Source organism: Shewanella amazonensis SB2B (assembly GCF_000015245.1).
GTDB classification, from domain to species: Bacteria; Pseudomonadota; Gammaproteobacteria; order Enterobacterales; family Shewanellaceae; genus Shewanella; species Shewanella amazonensis.
In genome coordinates this window covers 3,614,895-3,633,731 of the sequence record NC_008700.1, presented here as the reverse complement: position 1 = coordinate 3,633,731, position 18,837 = coordinate 3,614,895, and the positions used below count along the sequence as shown (strand labels likewise).

Annotated in this window: 21 protein-coding genes; 15 read left to right on the top strand and 6 right to left on the bottom strand. The window is 53.0% G+C overall.

The genetic code is table 11. The features are described 5' to 3' along the window. Positions 1–13: 13 nt before the first annotated feature. Positions 14–1,108 carry an alanine racemase gene (alr, locus tag SAMA_RS15960; protein ID WP_011761164.1) on the top strand — a complete coding sequence of 365 codons (1,095 nt, stop codon included), beginning with the start codon at positions 14–16 and terminating at the stop codon, positions 1,106–1,108. A 47-nt stretch (positions 1,109–1,155) separates the two neighbouring features. Here alr and SAMA_RS15955 read toward each other — a convergent pair whose 3' ends face one another. Continuing rightward, complete coding sequence (locus tag SAMA_RS15955; protein WP_011761163.1) at positions 1,156–1,620, bottom strand: chemotaxis protein CheX; 465 nt, start codon at positions 1,618–1,620, stop codon at positions 1,156–1,158. A gap of 191 nt (positions 1,621–1,811) precedes the next feature. Between SAMA_RS15955 and dusA the strand changes: the two genes are divergently transcribed. The 3 genes from dusA (at position 1,812) to SAMA_RS15940 (ending at position 3,601) form a co-directional block, all read left to right on the top strand. Beyond that, a complete protein-coding gene (dusA, locus tag SAMA_RS15950) occupies positions 1,812–2,792 on the top strand; it encodes a tRNA dihydrouridine(20/20a) synthase DusA (RefSeq protein WP_011761162.1) in 981 nt (326 codons plus the stop codon). Positions 2,793–2,997: 205 nt separating this feature from the next. Further along, the gene (locus SAMA_RS15945) at positions 2,998–3,267 is read left to right on the top strand and encodes a hypothetical protein (RefSeq protein WP_011761161.1); all 270 of its coding nucleotides are present in this window, start codon (positions 2,998–3,000) and stop codon (positions 3,265–3,267) included. A gap of 136 nt (positions 3,268–3,403) precedes the next feature. After that, entirely contained in the window at positions 3,404–3,601 is a 198-nt protein-coding gene (locus SAMA_RS15940) for a PspC domain-containing protein (protein ID WP_011761160.1), read from the top strand. Positions 3,602–3,675: 74 nt separating this feature from the next. Here SAMA_RS15940 and SAMA_RS15935 read toward each other — a convergent pair whose 3' ends face one another. After that, a complete protein-coding gene (locus tag SAMA_RS15935) occupies positions 3,676–4,416 on the bottom strand; it encodes an enoyl-CoA hydratase (RefSeq protein ID WP_011761159.1) in 741 nt (246 codons plus the stop codon). A gap of 31 nt (positions 4,417–4,447) precedes the next feature. Between SAMA_RS15935 and SAMA_RS15930 the strand changes: the two genes are divergently transcribed. From SAMA_RS15930 to SAMA_RS15920, 3 genes are read left to right on the top strand one after another with little or no spacing between them, the layout of a single operon-like run. Then, positions 4,448–4,927, top strand: a complete 480-nt coding sequence (locus SAMA_RS15930; protein ID WP_011761158.1) for a copper chaperone PCu(A)C — start codon at positions 4,448–4,450, stop codon at positions 4,925–4,927. Positions 4,928–4,941: 14 nt separating this feature from the next. Next, complete coding sequence (locus SAMA_RS15925) at positions 4,942–5,913, top strand: DUF2333 family protein (protein WP_011761157.1); 972 nt, start codon at positions 4,942–4,944, stop codon at positions 5,911–5,913. Positions 5,914–5,915: 2 nt separating this feature from the next. Then, on the top strand, positions 5,916–6,656 hold the full coding sequence (locus SAMA_RS15920) for a TIGR04219 family outer membrane beta-barrel protein (protein ID WP_011761156.1): 741 nt from the start codon (positions 5,916–5,918) through the stop codon (positions 6,654–6,656). Positions 6,657–6,714: 58 nt separating this feature from the next. Here the strand turns inward: SAMA_RS15920 and tolC are convergent, their stop codons facing one another. Next, a complete protein-coding gene (tolC, locus tag SAMA_RS15915; protein ID WP_011761155.1) occupies positions 6,715–8,013 on the bottom strand; it encodes an outer membrane channel protein TolC in 1,299 nt (432 codons plus the stop codon). Between the two features lie 237 nt (positions 8,014–8,250). Here tolC and nudF point away from each other — a divergent pair, with 237 nt between their 5' ends. The 7 genes from nudF to parC all read left to right on the top strand — a co-directional run bounded on the left by nudF (position 8,251) and on the right by parC (position 16,139). Continuing rightward, a complete protein-coding gene (gene nudF / locus SAMA_RS15910; protein ID WP_011761154.1) occupies positions 8,251–8,865 on the top strand; it encodes an ADP-ribose diphosphatase in 615 nt (204 codons plus the stop codon). After that, positions 8,862–9,296, top strand: a complete 435-nt coding sequence (locus tag SAMA_RS15905) for a DUF1249 domain-containing protein (protein WP_041409908.1) — start codon at positions 8,862–8,864, stop codon at positions 9,294–9,296. The genes nudF and SAMA_RS15905 overlap by 4 nt, the downstream gene beginning before the upstream one ends. Positions 9,297–9,311: 15 nt before the next feature. Beyond that, positions 9,312–10,151, top strand: a complete 840-nt coding sequence (cpdA, locus tag SAMA_RS15900) for a 3',5'-cyclic-AMP phosphodiesterase (RefSeq protein ID WP_011761152.1) — start codon at positions 9,312–9,314, stop codon at positions 10,149–10,151. 28 nt (positions 10,152–10,179) lie between these two features. Continuing rightward, on the top strand, positions 10,180–10,755 hold the full coding sequence (locus SAMA_RS15895; RefSeq protein ID WP_011761151.1) for a YqiA/YcfP family alpha/beta fold hydrolase: 576 nt from the start codon (positions 10,180–10,182) through the stop codon (positions 10,753–10,755). A 55-nt stretch (positions 10,756–10,810) separates the two neighbouring features. After that, on the top strand, positions 10,811–12,697 hold the full coding sequence (gene parE / locus SAMA_RS15890) for a DNA topoisomerase IV subunit B (protein ID WP_011761150.1): 1,887 nt from the start codon (positions 10,811–10,813) through the stop codon (positions 12,695–12,697). A gap of 65 nt (positions 12,698–12,762) precedes the next feature. Continuing rightward, entirely contained in the window at positions 12,763–13,872 is a 1,110-nt protein-coding gene (locus SAMA_RS15885) for a PQQ-dependent sugar dehydrogenase (protein ID WP_157608404.1), read from the top strand. Beyond that, positions 13,869–16,139, top strand: coding sequence for a DNA topoisomerase IV subunit A (gene parC / locus SAMA_RS15880; RefSeq protein WP_011761148.1), 2,271 nt, complete (start codon positions 13,869–13,871; stop codon positions 16,137–16,139). Before SAMA_RS15885 ends, parC begins: the two co-directional genes overlap by 4 nt. 149 nt (positions 16,140–16,288) lie before the next feature. Here parC and SAMA_RS15875 read toward each other — a convergent pair whose 3' ends face one another. Together SAMA_RS15875 and SAMA_RS15870 are read right to left on the bottom strand one after the other, a co-directional pair. Beyond that, positions 16,289–16,480 carry a (2Fe-2S)-binding protein gene (locus SAMA_RS15875; RefSeq protein WP_011761147.1) on the bottom strand — a complete coding sequence of 64 codons (192 nt, stop codon included), beginning with the start codon at positions 16,478–16,480 and terminating at the stop codon, positions 16,289–16,291. A gap of 277 nt (positions 16,481–16,757) precedes the next feature. Continuing rightward, on the bottom strand, positions 16,758–17,684 hold the full coding sequence (locus tag SAMA_RS15870) for a D-2-hydroxyacid dehydrogenase (RefSeq protein WP_011761146.1): 927 nt from the start codon (positions 17,682–17,684) through the stop codon (positions 16,758–16,760). A 54-nt stretch (positions 17,685–17,738) separates the two neighbouring features. On the opposite strand from SAMA_RS15870, the gene SAMA_RS15865 reads away from it, so the two are divergent. Next, on the top strand, positions 17,739–18,071 hold the full coding sequence (locus SAMA_RS15865; RefSeq protein WP_011761145.1) for a DUF3392 domain-containing protein: 333 nt from the start codon (positions 17,739–17,741) through the stop codon (positions 18,069–18,071). A 30-nt stretch (positions 18,072–18,101) separates the two neighbouring features. On the opposite strand, the gene SAMA_RS15860 is transcribed toward SAMA_RS15865, so the two are convergent. Beyond that, the gene (locus SAMA_RS15860; RefSeq protein WP_011761144.1) at positions 18,102–18,824 is read right to left on the bottom strand and encodes a glycerophosphodiester phosphodiesterase; all 723 of its coding nucleotides are present in this window, start codon (positions 18,822–18,824) and stop codon (positions 18,102–18,104) included. Positions 18,825–18,837: the final 13 nt, after the last annotated feature.

Here is an 18,837-nt window from a genome sequence, read left to right as displayed (position 1 = left end):
CAAGGCAGATGTATTGAAACCTTTTCCCCGCGCAGAAATCAGCAGTCGCGCGCTGAAGGCCAACCTTAAAAGGCTGCGCCAAATTGCCCCGGGCAGCAAGGTCATGGCCGTGGTGAAAGCCAACGGTTACGGTCATGGGCTGCTCAATGTGGCCGAGGTGCTAACCGATGCCCATTCAAATGCTGACGCAGATGGCTTCGGACTGGCAAGGCTTGAGGAAGCTCTGGAGGTCAGGGCCGGTGGTGTGTCTGCCAGACTCTTATTACTGGAAGGCTTTTTCCGCAGTGAAGATTTGCCCCTGTTGGTGGAGCATGACATAGATACGGTCGTTCACCATGTCTCCCAGCTGGACATGCTGGAGTCGGTCAGTCTGTCTAAGCCGGTCACCGTGTGGCTAAAAATTGATTCCGGTATGCATCGGCTGGGGTTTCATGCCAGTGAGTTCAAGGACGTTTACCAGAGGCTTCAGCAAAACCCCAATGTGGCAAAACCCGTGCATCTGATGACCCATTTCAGCTGCGCCGATGAGCCTCAAAAAGACTTTACCGCTACACAGATGGCCCATTTCAACGCTCTGACCCAGGGGTTACCCGGGGACAGAACCCTGGCAAACTCCGCAGGGGTGCTGTACTGGCCACAAAGCCAGGCCGATTGGATTCGTCCGGGTATCGCGCTTTACGGAGTTTCTCCAGTGGCGGGTGACCTTGGCAGCAACCACGGTCTTGAACCTGCGATGGAGTTGGTCTCGCAATTGATTGCCGTGCGGGAGCACAGCGCCGGGGAGAGTGTGGGTTATGGCGCATACTGGACGGCCAGTCGTGATACTCGCCTCGGTGTTGTGGCCATAGGTTATGGTGACGGATACCCCCGCAATGCCCCCGAGGGCACGCCAGTGCTGGTTAATGGCAGACGGGTACCCATTGTTGGTCGGGTCTCCATGGATATGCTGACGGTGGATCTGGGGCCTGACGCCGCAGATAAAGTGGGTGACAGGGCACTTCTCTGGGGCAAGGAATTGCCCGTGGAAGAAGTGGCTGAACGAATTGGCACCATTGCCTATGAGCTGGTGACCAAGTTAACCCCGCGAGTGGCAGTTTGCCTCGATTAAAATAAAACAGGCGCTCATGTGAGCGCCTGTTTTACTTCAGTACAGCACTAATTTTCAAAACAAATCTCAATGTACGCAGTGCCATAGGGGCTGGTGAATGGCATGATAATTTTGGTGCCATCGGCCTTGTGGGAAATTCTATGACCCGTACCAGCGACCACCACAGGGGTTGCCATTTCAAAATCGTATCCTTTGTCACTCAAGAGATTTTTGGCGCCGCCTGTGACCATATTGGTGATTTCACCCACCATATCTGTGACCTCATCATTGATGGTCCCCGGATTTTCGCCCAGCATATTTTGCATTATCTGCAGCGCCAGACTTTGCTCAAACGTGATGGACATAGAGCCCTTGGTCTGAGGGCCTACCATGCCAATCAGCCCTGATACATCCCCCTTGGCAAGATTATCGGTTTTCAGCCGGGGCTTACCCGGAGTGAGCTGCATCGACGCCATAGTTGAGACAACATTGAGCAGAGATTGTAGAAACGGATTGATAAATTCGACATTCATGCTTGGCGATTCCTCGCTGATAGCCTGGGAGCGACCCCCTGATGGTGACCACATACCCATAAGCGTAGATGAATTTATGCACCGGAGTGAACTTTTACCCCGACTGACAGCGGCTATTATGGGTGTCGTTTTTTATTGTGCGAGTGTAAAATAGCCGCCCTTTTACGCAGTCTACAGGATGGGGAAAGCTCATGCCATCGCCACTCAACCGCACCTTCTCTGTCGCTCCCATGCTGGATTGGACCGACAGACACTACCGCTATTTTGCACGCCTGATGTCCAAAGAGGCGCTGCTTTATACCGAAATGGTGACGACGGGCGCAATTCTCCATGGCAAAGGCGATTATCTGGCCTACAACCAAGAAGAACACCCCCTGGCATTGCAGCTGGGCGGTTCGGACCCGAAGGATTTGGCGACCTGTGCCAAGCTCGCTGAGGCCCGAGGTTATGATGAAGTGAATATCAACGTAGGTTGCCCTTCGGATCGGGTACAGAATGGTCGCTTTGGCGCCTGTTTGATGGCCGAGCCTAAGTTGGTTGCTGAGTGTGTAGACGCTATGCGCCAGCAGGTGTCTGTACCTGTCACAGTGAAGACCCGAATTGGCATTGATGAGCAGGACTCTTACGGTTTTCTCACCGACTTTGTCGAGACCGTCTCAGCGGCTGGTTGCGATACCTTTATTATTCATGCCCGTAAGGCCTGGCTGCAGGGATTGAGTCCGAAAGAGAACCGTGAAATTCCTCCCCTGGATTACGAGCGGGTGTATCAGCTGAAACGGGACTACCCCCAACTTTCCATCAGTATCAATGGTGGCGTGACAAGTATAGAGCAGGCTAAAACCCATTTGGCACAGCTCGATGGTGTCATGGTGGGTCGTGAAGCGTATCAGAACCCCTATATTTTAGCCTCGGTGGACACCGAGCTTTGCGGCAAGCCCGCTGTTGTAAGCAGCCGTGAGGAGGTTATCGGGAAGTTGCTTCCTTATATCGGGAAACACCTTGCCGATGGCGGACGCCTGAACCATATCAGTCGGCACATCATTGGCTTGTATCAGGGCTTGCCTGGCTCTCGCGCCTGGAGGCGACACCTCAGTGAAAATGCCCATAAGCCGGGAGCAGGTATCGAAGTGATTGAAAATGCCATAAAAGCCATGGAGCTTACCACCAATTAAGACTCTCCAGGGCGTCATTTGGTGAAATTAACCACAACTGTGGTTAATTTCACCTGTCTCCAATCTTACCGCCCACCTCAGACCTCATCCTCTTTTTAGCTTTTCAAAAAATTCCTTTTAAAACATTGCCATAAAAATATTATTAAACTTGGCACGACACTTGTAATACCTGATGTGACATAGGTTAACAACAGGAGTGAACACCATGTTTAATCGCACACTGACCGCCCTGGCCCTGATGGTTACTCTGGGAATGGCAAACAACGCTCAAGCTACTGAATTTTCAACTACTGATGTACTGCGCTCTGTCGAAATGAGCGTGATGAGCCAAACCAAGGAAATGCTGCAAAACGCCGCTTTGGACCTGGAGTTGGAGCTTAAAGCTGAGCTGACCAAGACCTGGGGAACTCTGACTGAAACCGCATCGGCCAAAGATGAGGAACAGAAAAAAGCGCTGGTAGCCGTCAAGGAGTAAGACATGTGGTTAACACTGGGACTCTCGATGAAAACCGCATTGGTATTGATGTTACCCGTAGCAAGCTTTCTGGCCTGTACCCTGGTGACCTACCTGATGCGCTGGCACAGGATTTAACTTCAGTGAAAGGAAAAGCATGAATATGGGTATTGAAATGCGTCTTAAAAACCCCCGTCGTCTGGTGTGTGGTGTGGCCGCCCAAATGGCAACCAAGTTTGGCTGGTCTTGCATGTGGACGCGGCTTGCCTGGATGGTGTCGACACTCATTAATCCGGCTATCACACTGTTGATTTACTTCGCCCTGGCGCTGGTAATGGATAAGTGGGAGGCTTGATGGGGCTAAATGCTGAGTGAATCTGCCCCTTGTTAACGGTATTGCTGCAGTGTCGTTAGCAAGGGGCAGAGGTTTCAGGATTTTGTAAGAAATGCCTGAAAGCGGGCCTTGGCCTCATCGCTTTTTAATCTTTCCCCAAAGGCTTCCAGTTCGAGATGCATCTGGTGCTGCACCCTGTGTTTGTGGGGGCGCATTAATTGCCGGGTTTGCTGCAAAGCCTGCGGCGGTTGACTTGCCAGTTTACGGGCCTTATCCAGCGCCGTTTGTTGCAATTCCTCTTTGGAACACAAGGCATTGATAAGCTTTAATGACAATGCCGTCTCGGCGTCGAAGGGCTCTGCCAGCAATAGGAGTTCAGCTGCCTTTTGATAGCCAACCAATTCGGGTAGCAAGATACTGGCACCTGCTTCGGGCACCAATGCCAAATTCACAAAGGGCAGTTGGAATTTAGCGCTGTTATCGGCATACACCAGATCGCAGTGAAGCAGTAAGGTAGTGCCAATACCAACCGCGCTGCCACTCACAGCTGCCACCAGGGGTTTTCTAAGCTCCAGCAAGCAATACAGGAAACGCACGGCAGGGTGATTTGGACCTAATTCACTGTTTTGCAAAAAGTCAGCAACATCATTCCCCGAGGTGAAACAATTGGCTTCACCGGTCAGTAAGAAGGCTCGAATGTCATTGTCGCTCTCACCTTGCATAAGGTATTCTGTGAGCTGCCTGTACATATCAAGGTCTAAAGCATTGCGTTTTTCCGGGCGATTAAAGCTGATTACCCTTACGCCATCCAGATCCTTGACGAGTATTTTACTCATGGGGTTGTCCTCAAAAATAGCTTGGCTTGACATGGAGTGTATGACATTGAAATCGATATTCAAACACATGTTTAATTTAGGCCTGATTGGCCTGCTGTCCATGCCCGCCATGGCTGAGATTATAGTAAAAGATGGTTTTGTGCGTGCCATGCCGCCATCTGCCCCTAATACCGCAGCCTATTTCACCCTCGAAAATCACGGTCCGGCCACCGAGTTGGTTGCCGTTGAGAGCAGCATCGCCAAAGAAGCGCAGCTGCACACCCTGCTGACCGAAAATGACATAGTTAAAATGCGCCAGGTTGAAGGGTTTGACCTGCCATCGCACGGTACCTTGAAACTGGGTGAACAGGGTGACCATGTCATGCTGCTTGGCCTTGCATCACCGCTGGCCGAAGGCAACATGGTGACACTGCTGCTTACATTCAAAGATGGCCAGACGCTTGAGATACAACTGCCAGTCGCCAAGGCTGGCAATGCACAGGCCGATGAACATCATCACCATCATCATTAAAGGAGTAATTCAAGATGCAAGTGACATGGAAAAAGGTCGCTGGCGTGGCGGCTGTGATAGTTGTCATCATGTACGGCGTCAGTGTCTGGTGGAGTGTTGAACCTGATGTGCTTGAGCCGGAAGTGCTCAACGCGGAAAATGGCCAGCAGGTAGTGGGTTATGCCACGACTTCCTCTCTGATCAATACCGTTGAAGCCCTGCTCAACAAACAAGGCGGCTGGTTATCGAACGATACTACGCCACCGTCGGTGTTTATGGATAATATGCCGGCGTTTGAGTTTGGTGCCCTTGAACAGGCGCGGGACCTGGCGCTGGTAATGCGTAAAGAGTTCAGCCGATCTCAATCACAATCGACTGCCGATAACGACCTGCTGGAGGCGCACTCCAAGCTCAATATCGATCACACCTCCTGGTTGGTGCCCAGCGCCGAAAGTGAGTACAGCGATGCGGTTAAATTGCTGAAACTCTACCGTGCCCGCATTGCAGACACCAGTAACAGGGATGCACAGTTTTACGCCCGGGCTGATAATCTGAACGAATGGCTGAAAGAGGTGCAAAAACGTCTTGGCAGCATGTCGCAGAGGCTGTCGGCCAGTGTCGGTCAGGAAAGGCTTAATACGGATCTGGCCGGTGATAATTCGGCGCGTCAATCCACACCCAATTTAGCGGCACAGCAAATCAAAACCAGCTGGTGGCAAATTGATGATGTCTTCTATGAGACCCGCGGTTCTTGCTGGGCCTTGCTTAACTTCATGAAAGCCGTCGAGGTCGATTTTGCCGATGTGCTCAAGAAGAAGAATGCCGAAGTCAGTTTAAAGCAGATCATACGTGAGCTGGAATCTACCCAGCAGACCGTATGGAGTCCGCTGGTCCTTAACGGTTCAGGCTTTGGCTATGTGGCTAACCACTCTCTGGTCATGGCCAATTACGTCTCCCGCGCCAATGCGGCGCTCATTGATTTAACCAATTTGCTTTCACAGGGTTAATTATGAAAAAAACCATTCTGGCTGCCTCACTGCTTTCAGCGTTGGCTGCGTTTTCGGCCAACGCGGCCACTGTTGTTGGTTTTAAAGTCGGTGCCGATTACTGGCATGCTGATGCCAAAGGCAATGTGCCTGACGATGCTGGTAACCTGCACGGGTTTGATTACGACACATCGGGTCAGACAAGTGTTTGGTTTGCCGTTGAGCATCCAGTGCCCTTGCTGCCTAACCTGCTGATCCGTGAAAATCGCCTCGAAGAAGATGGCTTTAACGCCGATGCAACTCTGGCCTTCGGTGGTATTCCTTTCAATGGTGAACTCTATAGCACCATGGATCTGAGCAATACCGACTTTGTGCTTTACTACGAGCTGCTGGACAACGATATAGTGTCGCTGGATGTGGGCGGTGCCTACAAAAAGATGAACGGTTCACTGCGCATCAGCAATGCCTCGGGCGTTGCTGCGCAAAAGGACTTTACCGATGGCATTATCATGGGTTACGCCAGTGCCGTGGTGGGTATGCCTGGTCTGGGTCTCTATGGCTTTGCCGACCTGATGGCGGGGTTGGATGAAAGCCAGGTGTACGATTACAGTGTGGGTCTGGGCTGGGAGTTTGACGGTATTGCACTGGATACCCGTATCCGCGCTGGCTACCGTGAGTTCAGTTTCGATGTGAATGGCTTCGATGGCATTAGCACTGACAGTAGCTTCAAAGGCTATTTTGCCGGTGTGGAACTGCTTTTCTAAGTCAGTATCAGCGCAATAAAAAAACCGCCATCAGGCGGTTTTTTTATACTGGTTGTGATTACTCTGCAGCCTTCAAACCGTTGTTGATGGCAATCACATCATCTTCGTTCAGGGTGCCTGCGGCTTGCTTCAGGGCCAGCACCGAGCTGATGTAGCTGTAACGCGCGTCAGACAGCTTACGTTTGGAGTCGTAGAGGTCACGGGTACGGTTGAGCACGTCAACTATGGTACGGGTGCCCACTTCGAAACCAGACTGAGTGGCACCGAGCGCACTTTCTGAAGACAGCACGGATTGCTCGTAAGCACGGATAGAGCTTATGGAGGCACCAACGTTGTTGAAGTTGTTACGTACATCCTTCACCACGCGGCGATAAGTCTGCTCTAGCTTCTCACTGGCTTCCACATACTTATACTGGGCCTGTTCTACTTTGGAGGTAACTTTGAAGCCTTCAAAGATAGGGATAGACAGAGTCACGCCGATAGAGCTGTTGTCATAGTCAGGACCAGGGGTCTGCTCAAAGCCCTTGGTGTAACCTGCGCTCAAGCTTAACGATGGGTAGTGACCCGCTTTGTAGAGGGAAATGGTCTCTTCGGCGATGTCTTTACCAATGCGCTGAGTCAGCAGGTCTGTACTGTTGTTCTCTGCCATCTTGATCCACTCATTGGGAGCGGCAGGCGCTGGGGCGGCAGCACTGAAACGATTGGTGTCCAGAACGTTGATAGACTTATGGTCGATACCTGTGATTTCACGCAGCGCCTCATAGCTGTTTGACAGGGTATTTTCAGCCAGAATTTCGGTGGCTGAAGCCAGGTCATATTGCGCCTGTGCTTCGTGTACATCCGTCATGGCGGTCAAACCTACGGCAAAACGCTGTTTGGTCTGCTCAAGCTGGCGCTCGATAGCGCGCTTCTCGGCGCCCTGGAACTCATAGTTATCCTTGGCCTTGAGCACGTCAAAGTAGGCCTTGGTCACACGGGTGATGAGGTTTTGCAGTGCGGATGCATAGGCGGCATCGGCTTGCGCTGCGGCTTTTTCTGCCAGCGACAGGCCAACCCAGGCGCTGTGGTCATAAATCACCTGAGTTAATTTGACGCCACCGGTAAAGCCATCGGAGTCTTCGGATGGGTCTTTCCAGGCCTTATCGTAACCGACATTGGCACTGATGGTGGGCAGCAGGGGAGCGCGGTTTTCTTCGATTTGCGCGTATAACGCATTTCGCTGAGCCTGAGCCTGCAGCACCAGAGGGTCATTGGTCAGAGCTTGCTGATAGATTTGCAGCAAGTCGTCGGCTTGAACGCTGGATGCACTGGCTGCCAGAGCGATGGCGGCACACAGAGAGCTGAACTTGAATTTCATTGGCTGTCCTTATTGAGACATTCTCCCCGAGGGGGGTAATAACTGGGTTAAACTGGTATGCCCTTATACCCGGGCGGTTCGCGCTTCCCGACGCTTCCCGAAACAGCTAAAAGTTAATGGTTGAAATACTAAAAAATCAACCATTTTTGAGTCAAACCCGAAGTGTAACAGATTTTATTTTAAATCTTTGTGCGAATCCCATGATAATAAGTGAATCACCTCGTCAAGGAGCAGCGAATGTTTAACAGACTCTTCAGTCGTGAAGACATTGAAGTACTGGGCTCGAGCACCCTGTATCAGGGTTTTTTCAAGATGGTCAGGTATCAGTTTCGCCATCGTCTGTTTGCCGGCGGCTGGAGTGAGGTCGTCTCGCGGGAAGTGTTTGAACGTGGTCACGCTGTTGTGGTGTTGCCCTATGATCCGGTGACTGACCAGGTGGTCCTGATTGAACAGGTCAGGTTTCCGGCACTGGAAACCTCTGAATTCCCTTGGTTGCTGGAGTTGGTGGCTGGCATGATGGAGGACGGGGAGTCGGCCGAAGACGTGGCACGCAGAGAGTTAATGGAAGAGGCGGGGCTTACTGCATCGCGGATGCTGCCCATTGGCAGTTATCTCTCCAGTCCCGGGGGCTGCAGCGAGCGCTTTTATTGTTTTCTGGCTGAAGTCGATGCCAGTCAGGCGGAAGGCCTCCATGGCCTTGCCCATGAGCATGAAGATATTCGGGTGCACGTGATGAGCCGCGAAGCCGCCTATGCCATGGTGGAAAGTGGCGAAATCGATAATGGTTCAACTGTGCTTGGTCTGCAGTGGCTTGAGTTAAACCGACATAAGCTGATGCGGAGTGACCTTTGAAGGGCAAGGGAGTGAAAGCGCGATATCAGCCGGATCTCAACGGCTTTTTGGCCTTGTGTGGCCGAAACTATGCCTTGTTGCTGCGCTGGCTACCCTCAGCGCTGGCCATGGATGCTCCCGCCAGTGTCCGTGGCAGCAACGGCATCCTTAAAATCACGCTGGTGGAAAATACCCGCTACACCCAATTGGTCGAAATTTCCCGCCCACTTGGAAAAACACCACTAATTGAAGACCCTAAGGTATTGGTTCGGATTTATCATGATGCTAAATTAGCAGAAGTGTTAACTGGTCGGCAGTTTTCACTTCTCAGTGCGGTGTATGATTACCCCAATTTGCGAATGTACCAAAGTGATGAAAAGTACCAGGTCAATGCATTCCTGGAAGAGTTATTGAAGATTGGTTGTCGATATCAGTCGGTTGTCCGGTCTTAATTGTGGGTAAACATAGTGCTGAAAGAGGCTGTTGAATATTCGTTGGCAGAAGGGGAAGCTGCGCGTCTGGTGCAGATCACCGATCCACATTTATTTGCCAGCAACGACGGACAACTGCTGGGCGTGAACACCAGTCAGAGCCTGGCGGCTGTGCTCAATACCCTGAATGCCACCCATTATCCCGCGCACCTGATGCTCGCCACCGGTGACATCAGTCAGGATTACACTCCGGATTCTTACCGTAACTTCGTTCAGGCCATCGAATTTCTTGGTCTACCTTGCCATTATTTGCCCGGAAACCATGACGATCCAAGGGTCATGAACCTGCATATGCAGGGTCCCAGGGTCTTCGGGCAGCAGCGAATTCTGATTGGGAACTGGCATATTCTGATGCTGGACAGTACCGTGCGGGGAAAGCCCGGAGGCCATATGGGGGAGCTGCAATTCTCCCTCATCGACCAGGCCATCGCAGCATACCCGAACCACCATACGCTGCTTGTGATGCACCATAATCCCATTCTGATGGATTGCGCCTGGCTCGATCAGCACTGTATGGATAACGGCAGTGACTTTCTCGCCAGGGTGTCTGCATACCCTCAGGTGAAGGGCATTCTCTGGGGCCATGTGCATCAGGCCGTGGATGAAGTGTATGCCACGGCCAATGGCCAGCTACCACTGATGGCCACCCCATCTACCTGTATTCAATTCAAACCCAAGTCACCTTACTTTGCCCTCGATCATCTGCAGCCTGGCTACCGTTTGCTGGAGCTTTTGAGCGATGGTAGCATTCATACACATGTTTACCGTGTGCCGGGTAATCGCTTTGCGCCGGACCACAGCTCCAGCGGTTACTGAGGTTCAGCAAACCGCAGCCTGAGGATGTATGCTGCTTTATATTCACGGATTCAACAGCTCCCCGCAGTCTGACAAAGGCCTACAGAGTGCCAACTTTATTGCCGCGAACCATCCCGGTGTTCGCTTGGTGCAGCCCCAATTACCCACTGATATTGAGCGGGCTGTCGCGCTTTTGTGTGAGATAACAGAAGAGGCCAAGGCAAGGGGGGAACCACTGAGATTTATCGGCTCGTCTCTCGGCGGCTTTTTTGCCACTTATCTTGCTGAAACCTACGGTGGCAAGGCGGCACTGATCAATCCTGCGGTCTCGCCTTACGATCTCTTTGAAGCCTTTCTGGGGCCACAGCATAATCCTTACACCGGTGAAGACTATCTGGTGTTGCCATCTCACCGCGAAGCCCTCAAGCGCTATGATGTTGCTGCCATAGCCAATCCGGACCGTTTTTTTGTATTATTACAAACCGGTGACGAGGTGCTGGATTACCGACTGGCCCTTGGCAAATACTATTGCTGCCGGATGTTGATAGAACCCGGTGGAGACCACAGTTTTGTGGGTTTTGAGCGGCAATTACCGGATATCGCCGCTTTTTTAGAGTTACCTTGACAAACCGACTCGCAGGGCCGCACCATGGCCTGAATAACGAAGAATAACGTGCGCCATGACCAACCTATACAATTCTGATGCCATTGAGGTGCTGAACGGCCTTGAGCCGGTAAAGCGCCGTCCCGGTATGTACACCGATACCACACGTCCCAATCACCTGGGACAGGAAGTCATAGACAACAGTGTGGACGAGGCGCTGGCGGGACACGCAAGTCGTATTGATGTTATTCTGCAAACGGACAATTCCCTCGAGGTCATCGACGACGGTCGGGGTATGCCGGTGGATATCCACCCGGAAGAGGGCATTCCCGGGGTTGAACTCATTCTCACCAAACTCCACGCCGGTGGTAAATTTTCCAATAAAAACTACCAGTTTTCCGGTGGTTTACACGGTGTGGGCATTTCGGTAGTAAACGCCCTGTCGCGCCGGGTTGAAATCACAGTGCGTCGGGATGCTCAGGTCTACGACATGGCCTTCGAGCACGGTGATAAGGTGGAAAGCCTGACCGTGACCGGTACCTGCGGCCGGCGTAATACGGGTACCCGTGTGCATTTCTGGCCGGAGCCAAGCTATTTCGATTCACCCAATTTCTCCATTACCAAGCTGATCCATCTGCTTAAAGCCAAGGCAGTACTCTGCCCCGGGCTCAGAATCAAATTTACCAACAAGCAAACCGGTGAAGTGCATGAATGGTACTTCGAGGCCGGGCTGACGGATTACTTAAAGAGTGCCGTGGGCGATGCCCCCATGCTGCCTCAAGAGCCCTTTGTGGGCAGTTTTGCCGGTAATAATGAGGCTGCAGACTGGGCTATTACCTGGTTACCCGAGGGCGGCGAATATCTTGCCGAAAGTTATGTAAACCTGATCCCCACCCCGCTGGGTGGCACCCACGTGAATGGCTTCCGTCAGGGGCTGCTGGAATCCATGCGGGAGTTTTGTGAGTTTCGAAACCTCATTCCCCGCGGAATAAAACTCAGTCCTGAAGATATCTGGGATAAAACGGCGTTCATTTTATCCATCAAGATGCAGGATCCCCAGTTTGCCGGTCAGACCAAGGAAAAACTCTCCAGCCGTCAGAGCGCGGCCTTTGTGTCCGGCATCGTTCGCGACGCGTTTTCCCTGTACCTGAACTCCCATACGGATTTGGCGGAAATGCTGGCGGAGATGTGTATCTCCAACGCCCAGAAGCGTATGAAGGCGGCCAAGAAAGTCGCCCGTAAAAAGGTCACGGCAGGGCCAGCCTTGCCCGGCAAGCTAACCGACTGCAGTGGTCAGGACCCCATGACCTCAGAACTCTTTTTGGTGGAAGGGGATTCGGCAGGTGGCAGTGCCAAACAGGCACGGGATCGCGAGTTTCAGGCCATCATGCCGCTGCGGGGCAAGATTTTGAATACCTGGGAGGTTGAGGCTTCACAGGTATTGGCATCTCAGGAAGTACACGATATCTCCGTGGCCATCGGCTGCGACCCTGACAGCGATGATATTTCTGAGCTGCGTTACGGTAAGGTGTGTATTCTGGCCGACGCCGACTCGGATGGATTGCACATTGCTACCTTGTTGTGTGCACTCTTCCTCAAGCACTACCGGGTACTCGTGGAGCGTGGCCATGTGTACATCGCCATGCCGCCGCTGTTCCGTATCGATATAGGTAAAGAGGTATACTACGCCCTCGATGAGTCGGAAAAGCAGGGGATCCTCGACAGGATCGCCGCCGAAGGCAAAAAAGGCAAACCTCAGGTAACGCGCTTTAAAGGACTGGGTGAAATGAACCCGTTACAGCTGCGTGAGACCACCATGGACCCTAACACCCGTCGCCTGGTGCAGCTGACCATAGACGACAGTGACGATACCGTCGCGCTGATGGACATGTTGCTGGCGAAAAAGCGCTCCGGCGACAGAAAAACTTGGCTTGAAACCAAAGGCGATCTGGCAATCATCTGATGTTGCCTGCCCATGATAACGATAACAGGCTAAAGAGAATGTTGAGTAATACACACCTCGGCCGCATGCTGATTGCCTGCCTCGCCTGTATAGCGACGCAGACCCAGGCCGAGCAAACGATGACAATTACCGTCACCAAGGGCTTTGGTATCACCCAATATGCCTCGGAGCTTGAGGATGCCAAGCAGCTTGCCGTCGGTGATAATGGCACCCTGTTTGTGGGCTCCGGCAAAGGCGGCACCATCACGGCCCTGGTCGACAGCAACAACGACGGGCGAGTGGATCGCCGCTATGTTGTGGGTAAAGGCCTGGATAATCCTGAGGCCATCGCTTTTCACAAGGGTCATCTTTATGTGGCGTTGGATGAAAAAATCCTGCGTTATGAAGAAATTGAGCAGCGCCTTCGCCGCCCTGGCCGCCCCAAAGAGATTTACTCCAAACTCCCCGGCGATACCAAAAAGAGTGCCCGCTATATGGCGTTTGGTCCCGATGGCAGACTTTATATCGCCATAGGCTCACCCTGTAACGTGTGTGAGTCTGAATCACCGTTTGGCTCTGTTATTGCCATCGATGTGGATACCGGTGCCAGTGAGCAGATAGCGACCGGGGTACGAACCGTGCGCGGTATGGACTGGGATCCGCAAGATGGCAAGCTGTGGTTTGCCGATATAGGCCGCGACTGGATGGGTGACAACCTGCCTCCGGATGAAATAAACCGAATCGATATCAAGGGTATGCACTATGGGTTTCCCTATGTGCATGCCAGCGATGTGATTGAGCCTGCCTACGAAAAGCCTGAAAACCTCAAGGTTGTGAGCCCGGTTTATGAGCTGCCAGCTCACGTGTCTCCCATGGGGATGCTGTTTTATCGCGGCGAGCAATTCCCGGCGGAATATCATAACCAGTTGCTGGTGGCAGAAAACGGCTCCTGGAACCGCTCGAGCAAAATTGGCTACCAGATAGTCGTCCTGACCCTGGATAAGGGCGAAGTAAAGCGCCGCGAGACACTGATAAGCTTTCTGGATGGTGAGTTTCCGGTTGCCCGCCCCTATGGCATGGCATTGGGCGCCGACGGTTCACTGTTTATCTCAGACGATTTGAAAGGCAACGTTTACCGGTTCTTCTACAGGCATGAAGCCGAAGAAGAGGCGCCAACGCAGGAAGAGCAACCATGAGTGACGCCATTGACTTAAGCCTGGATGGTGTGGAGCAAATGCCCTTGAGGCGCTTCACCGAAGAGGCCTATCTCAACTATTCCATGTACGTAATCATGGACCGGGCCCTTCCCCATATTGGTGATGGCCTCAAACCGGTGCAAAGACGTATCGTCTATGCCATGAGTGAACTGGGCCTTAATGCCCAGTCGAAGCACAAGAAATCTGCCCGTACGGTGGGTGACGTGCTGGGTAAATATCACCCCCACGGTGACAGTGCCTGTTACGAAGCCATGGTGCTGATGGCGCAGCCGTTTTCCTACCGCTATCCGCTGGTGGATGGTCAGGGTAACTGGGGTGCTCCTGACGATCCTAAGTCCTTCGCGGCCATGCGATATACAGAAGCGCGGCTGTCGCGCTTCTCTGAGGTACTGCTCTCTGAGCTCGGCCAGGGCACTGTGGATTGGGGCGTCAACTTTGACGGCACCATGAAAGAGCCCAAGGTGTTGCCGGCCCGCTTGCCCCACATTCTGCTTAACGGGGTAACCGGTATTGCTGTGGGTATGGCGACGGATATACCGCCCCACAACGCCCGGGAACTGACGCGAGCCTGTATCGAGTTAATTGATAATCCCGCCACTGAGCTTAAGCGCTTGATGGAGCTCGTACCGGGTCCTGATTATCCCACAGAGGCGGAAATCATTACCCCCGCCGATGAAATCGCCAAGATTTATGAGTCCGGCCGTGGCTCCATCAGGATGCGCGCTGTTTACGAGATGGAAAACGGTGAGGTGGTGATTTCTGCGCTGCCGCATCAGGCCAGCTCCAGTAAGATCCTCGAGCAAATTGCGGCTCAGATGCAGGCGAAAAAGCTGCCGATGGTGACGGATTTGCGCGACGAATCCGACCACGAAAATCCGGTGCGACTGGTGTTGGTACCACGTTCTAATCGGGTGGATGTGGAACAGCTGATGGCCCACCTGTTTGCGACCACCGAGCTTGAAAAGAGCTACCGGGTTAACCTGAATGTGATTGGCCTGGATGGCCGTCCCAAGGTAAAAGGCCTGAAGGACATGCTGGCCGAGTGGCTGGTTTTCCGTACCGAAACTGTACGTCGCCGTCTGCAATTCCGTCTGGACAAGGTGCTGGCAAGGCTGCACATCCTCGAAGCCCTGATGATTGCCTTCCTTAACATCGATGAAGTGATTGAAATCATTCGCTTCCACGATGAGCCCAAGGCTGAGCTGATGGCGCGTTTCGGGCTGTCGGACCGTCAGGCCGAGGCCATTTTGGAACTCAAGTTGCGCCATTTGGCCAAGCTCGAAGAGATGAAAATCAAAGCCGAGCAAAGCGAGCTTGAAGAAGAGCGCAATAAGCTGGAGCAGATCCTGGGGTCGGAGCGTCGTCTCAAGACCCTGATCAAGAAAGAACTGGAAAAGGATGCCGAAACCTACGGTGACGATCGCCGCTCGCCTCTGGTCGTGCGTGGCGAGTCCCGCGCCCTTACCGAACAGGAGTTGCTGCCCACCGAGCCTGTGACAGTTGTGCTTTCTGAAAAGGGTTGGGTACGCTGTGCAAAGGGCCACGATATAGACGCAGGTGCTCTGTCTTATAAAGCGGGCGATGGCTTCCTGTGTGCGGCGCAAGGGCGCAGCAACCAGCAGAGTGTGTTTATCGACAGCTCTGGCCGAGCCTTCTCAACCGATACCCACACCCTGCCGTCGGCGAGAAGTCAGGGCGAGCCCATTACCACTCGCTTTAATCTGGCGCCTGGCGAAACCATGGAGCATGTGCTCCTGGGTGAAGAGCAGCACCACTACCTGCTCGCCAGTGACGCAGGTTATGGTTTTGTCTGCTCTTTTGCCGATATGATTTCCCGTAACAAGGCGGGTAAGGCGCTGCTCAGTTTGCCATCCGGCGCCAAGGCGTTGGCCCCCCGTCGGGTTGACAAAGACGCCAATCCCTCCATTTTGGCCATCACCAATGAAGGCCGCATGCTGGTCTTTGGACTGGATGCGCTGCCGCAGCTGGCGAAAGGTAAGGGCAATAAGATTATCGGTATCCCCAGTGAACGGGCCAAAAACCGAGAAGAGCTGTTGATACACCTGCACCTGGTGCCAGCCGACTCGGCCGTGACCCTGTGGGCTGGCAAACGTAAGCTGACGCTGAAGAGTTCCGATCTCGAGCATTACCGGGGTGAGCGTGGCCGACGCGGTGCCAAGCTGCCAAGGGGCCTGCAGCGGGTTGACAGTGTCGAGCTGGGGGAAGGGGATACCCCCGCCTTGTAAGCGCTGCAAACGTGTGTTTGACACACAATAATAAAAAAGCACTGCCTGGCAGTGCTTTTTTATTTGAATCTGAGTCGCAGACTGCGCAGCTAAACCTTACCTTGCGCCGTTTGGGGTCAGCTGCTTGAGTGAGAGAAAAGTATGCCGTATCAGGCGACTTCGTAGTAATTGGGCTCGACGTCCAGCTGGCGCTGAATCACTTCGAGGGTCGTTTGAATGCATTTACCACACTGGCTGCCAACACCCAGGCGTTTTTTCACCGCGGCCAAGGTAATATCGCCCTGATGAACGGCTTCCTGGATTTGGGTATCTGTCACGGCATAACAAACACAGACATACATGGTGAAAAATGCTCCGGCGGTTGAATGATGTGGATTATAAATAAAAACCGTTCTCATCATCAATAACGCTTTTTTATATAGGTGAGCTATTTCTCACTTAGTGGTTATCTGAAAATGGACTAACCCAATCCCCAAAACCGCCAGAAACGCTATGAGTGGTGGCGTTAGTAAGGTTTTACGCTTCTCGCTCTTAAAGTTGGTCAAAAACAAAAAAGCGCAATTGGCGCCTTTTTACAACATATCAAATCAAAACCTTGCTTTCGTTCAGCGGGTTGGCTTAATAGCCCCGCTCGAAATTCACACGGTGAGACAGGGTCTCTCCGAGCAGAAACTTGTGGTAATTGCTGCTGAAGATTTCCGCAACTTGCTCAGGAAAGCTCGGCGCCGCGATATGTGGAGTGACTATGACGTTGCCAAGACCCCAGATAGGATGATCTTCCGGCAGTGGCTCCTGATTGAACACATCCAACACCGCCTGCTGCTGTGGATGTTGCCTGAGCTGACGCTCAAGTGCATCCAAATCCAGCACATCCCCCCGGCCGAGATTGAACAGCACAGCATCGGGTTTCATCCGGGCCAGAATGTTTTCATTTAAAATTCCCCGGGTGGCCTCGGTACTCGGCAAAATGCTGGCAATGGCATCGGCCCTTGCCATGAGTGTCGGCAAGGCCTCCAGGGTGGCCACTTCATCAAAGCCCTCAGTGGCCTTGGCGCTGCGATTGATGCCAGCCACTTTCATGCCGAAGTGTTTTGCGGTTTGTGCCAGATGCTTGGCGATGGAGCCTGTACCAAGCAATAACAGCTCTGACCCTTGCAGGGTCTTGTAACTGCCCGGCAGCCACAGTTTTTGTTGTTGTTGGCTCTTATAGAGGTCGTGTTCCCGTTGGCGGGCGAGCAGGTAGCCAAAGAGGTACTCACTCATCAGAGGACCGAAAATGCCCCGCACGTTGGTGAGCAAATAGTCTCGACGTTGGCGGGGTTTAACCAACAGATCGACTCCGGCGAAGGTGGACTGCATCCAGCGCAGCCCGGAGGCGTGGTTTACAAGGGGGGCGGCCAGCCCAGGCTCGGCCAGCCAGATGTCAGCCAGTCGGATATTGGCCGGATTGTCATCCAACAGCTCAAGCTCCGGCAGATGGCAGGACGCGAGCAAGCTGCGGTAACGCTCATTTTCGCGGGTCAGAAGCAGTAGCTTGTGTCTCAAGGTATGTTCCCCTTATTCTTGTAGTTATCGCGCTATCATAACTACTTTAGTCGTATGGAAACAATTCAAGTACTCTGTAATAAGTTGGCGGCATCCCTTCACCCCTGGATGTCGGAAATAGCCACGGCACTGGTGGCGTGTGTGCTCATCGTCTTGGCCCCGGATATCAATCGAGCACTGCAACGACTGGTGGGTGCGCGTCACTTTGTGGTGCGCACGAGCCTGTTTATTCTTATCAATGCTTTTGGCTTTGGCATACTCATCGTTTGGCTTGCGCCGCAGCTGGCTTCCGGACTCAGAGGGCTGACAGGCACCTGGTTGGTGCCTGTGCTGGTATTAAGTTTTATCTTTATCGGGGTTTGGGCACAGCGCCAGCGTCAGTTGTAAACTCAGGCTGTGCACTGGGGTTGTGTACTGTCAGCCAAACCAGTGCCGATAATCGCAGCTTGACGGCTCGCCAAGGGCCTTTCGTGCCAGGTCGGGGTAATTGGCAAATACCCCGTCTACCCCCATGGCAGCAAGCGCGCGGATATCATCGCCATCATCCACGGTGTAAACGTACACTTTCACGCCCATGGCGTGTGCCTGGTCCACTATCGTCTGGCTGATAAAACTGACATCAAGATGCAATGACCAGGCCTGCATTTGCCCTGCGATGGCAGCACCATCCAAAGGCAGCGAACCCAGCAGCGGTGCAATCCGTGCTTCGGGCACATCTGCCTTGAAATCGGCCAGCTCAGGATGGTTGAACGAGGAAATCAGCAGCTGCTCGGGTGAATAACCAAGCTCGGCGACGGCTCTGTGGTAAAGGGCCTTCATGGGCTCACCGGTATGAATGCCCTTTAATTCGATATTCACTATGCATCGGGCATTGAGGAGTTCGAGCACCTGCCACAAGGTTGGGATAGGCTCACCGCGAACCGACAGCTTTTCCAGTTCGGCCAGCGTGTGGCGGTGGATGAGTCCTTTGCCATTGCTTTTGCCTTCCAAACGCCGATCGTGAAATACCACTAATTCACCTTCGACGTTATGCACGTCAAGTTCCACCGCTTCTGCCTCCAGCTCAAGTGCCAATGCCATGGCTTTGAGGGTATTTTCCGGGGCATAACCGCTGGCACCCCGATGAGCAAAAATTAACATGGGTTCTCCTTGG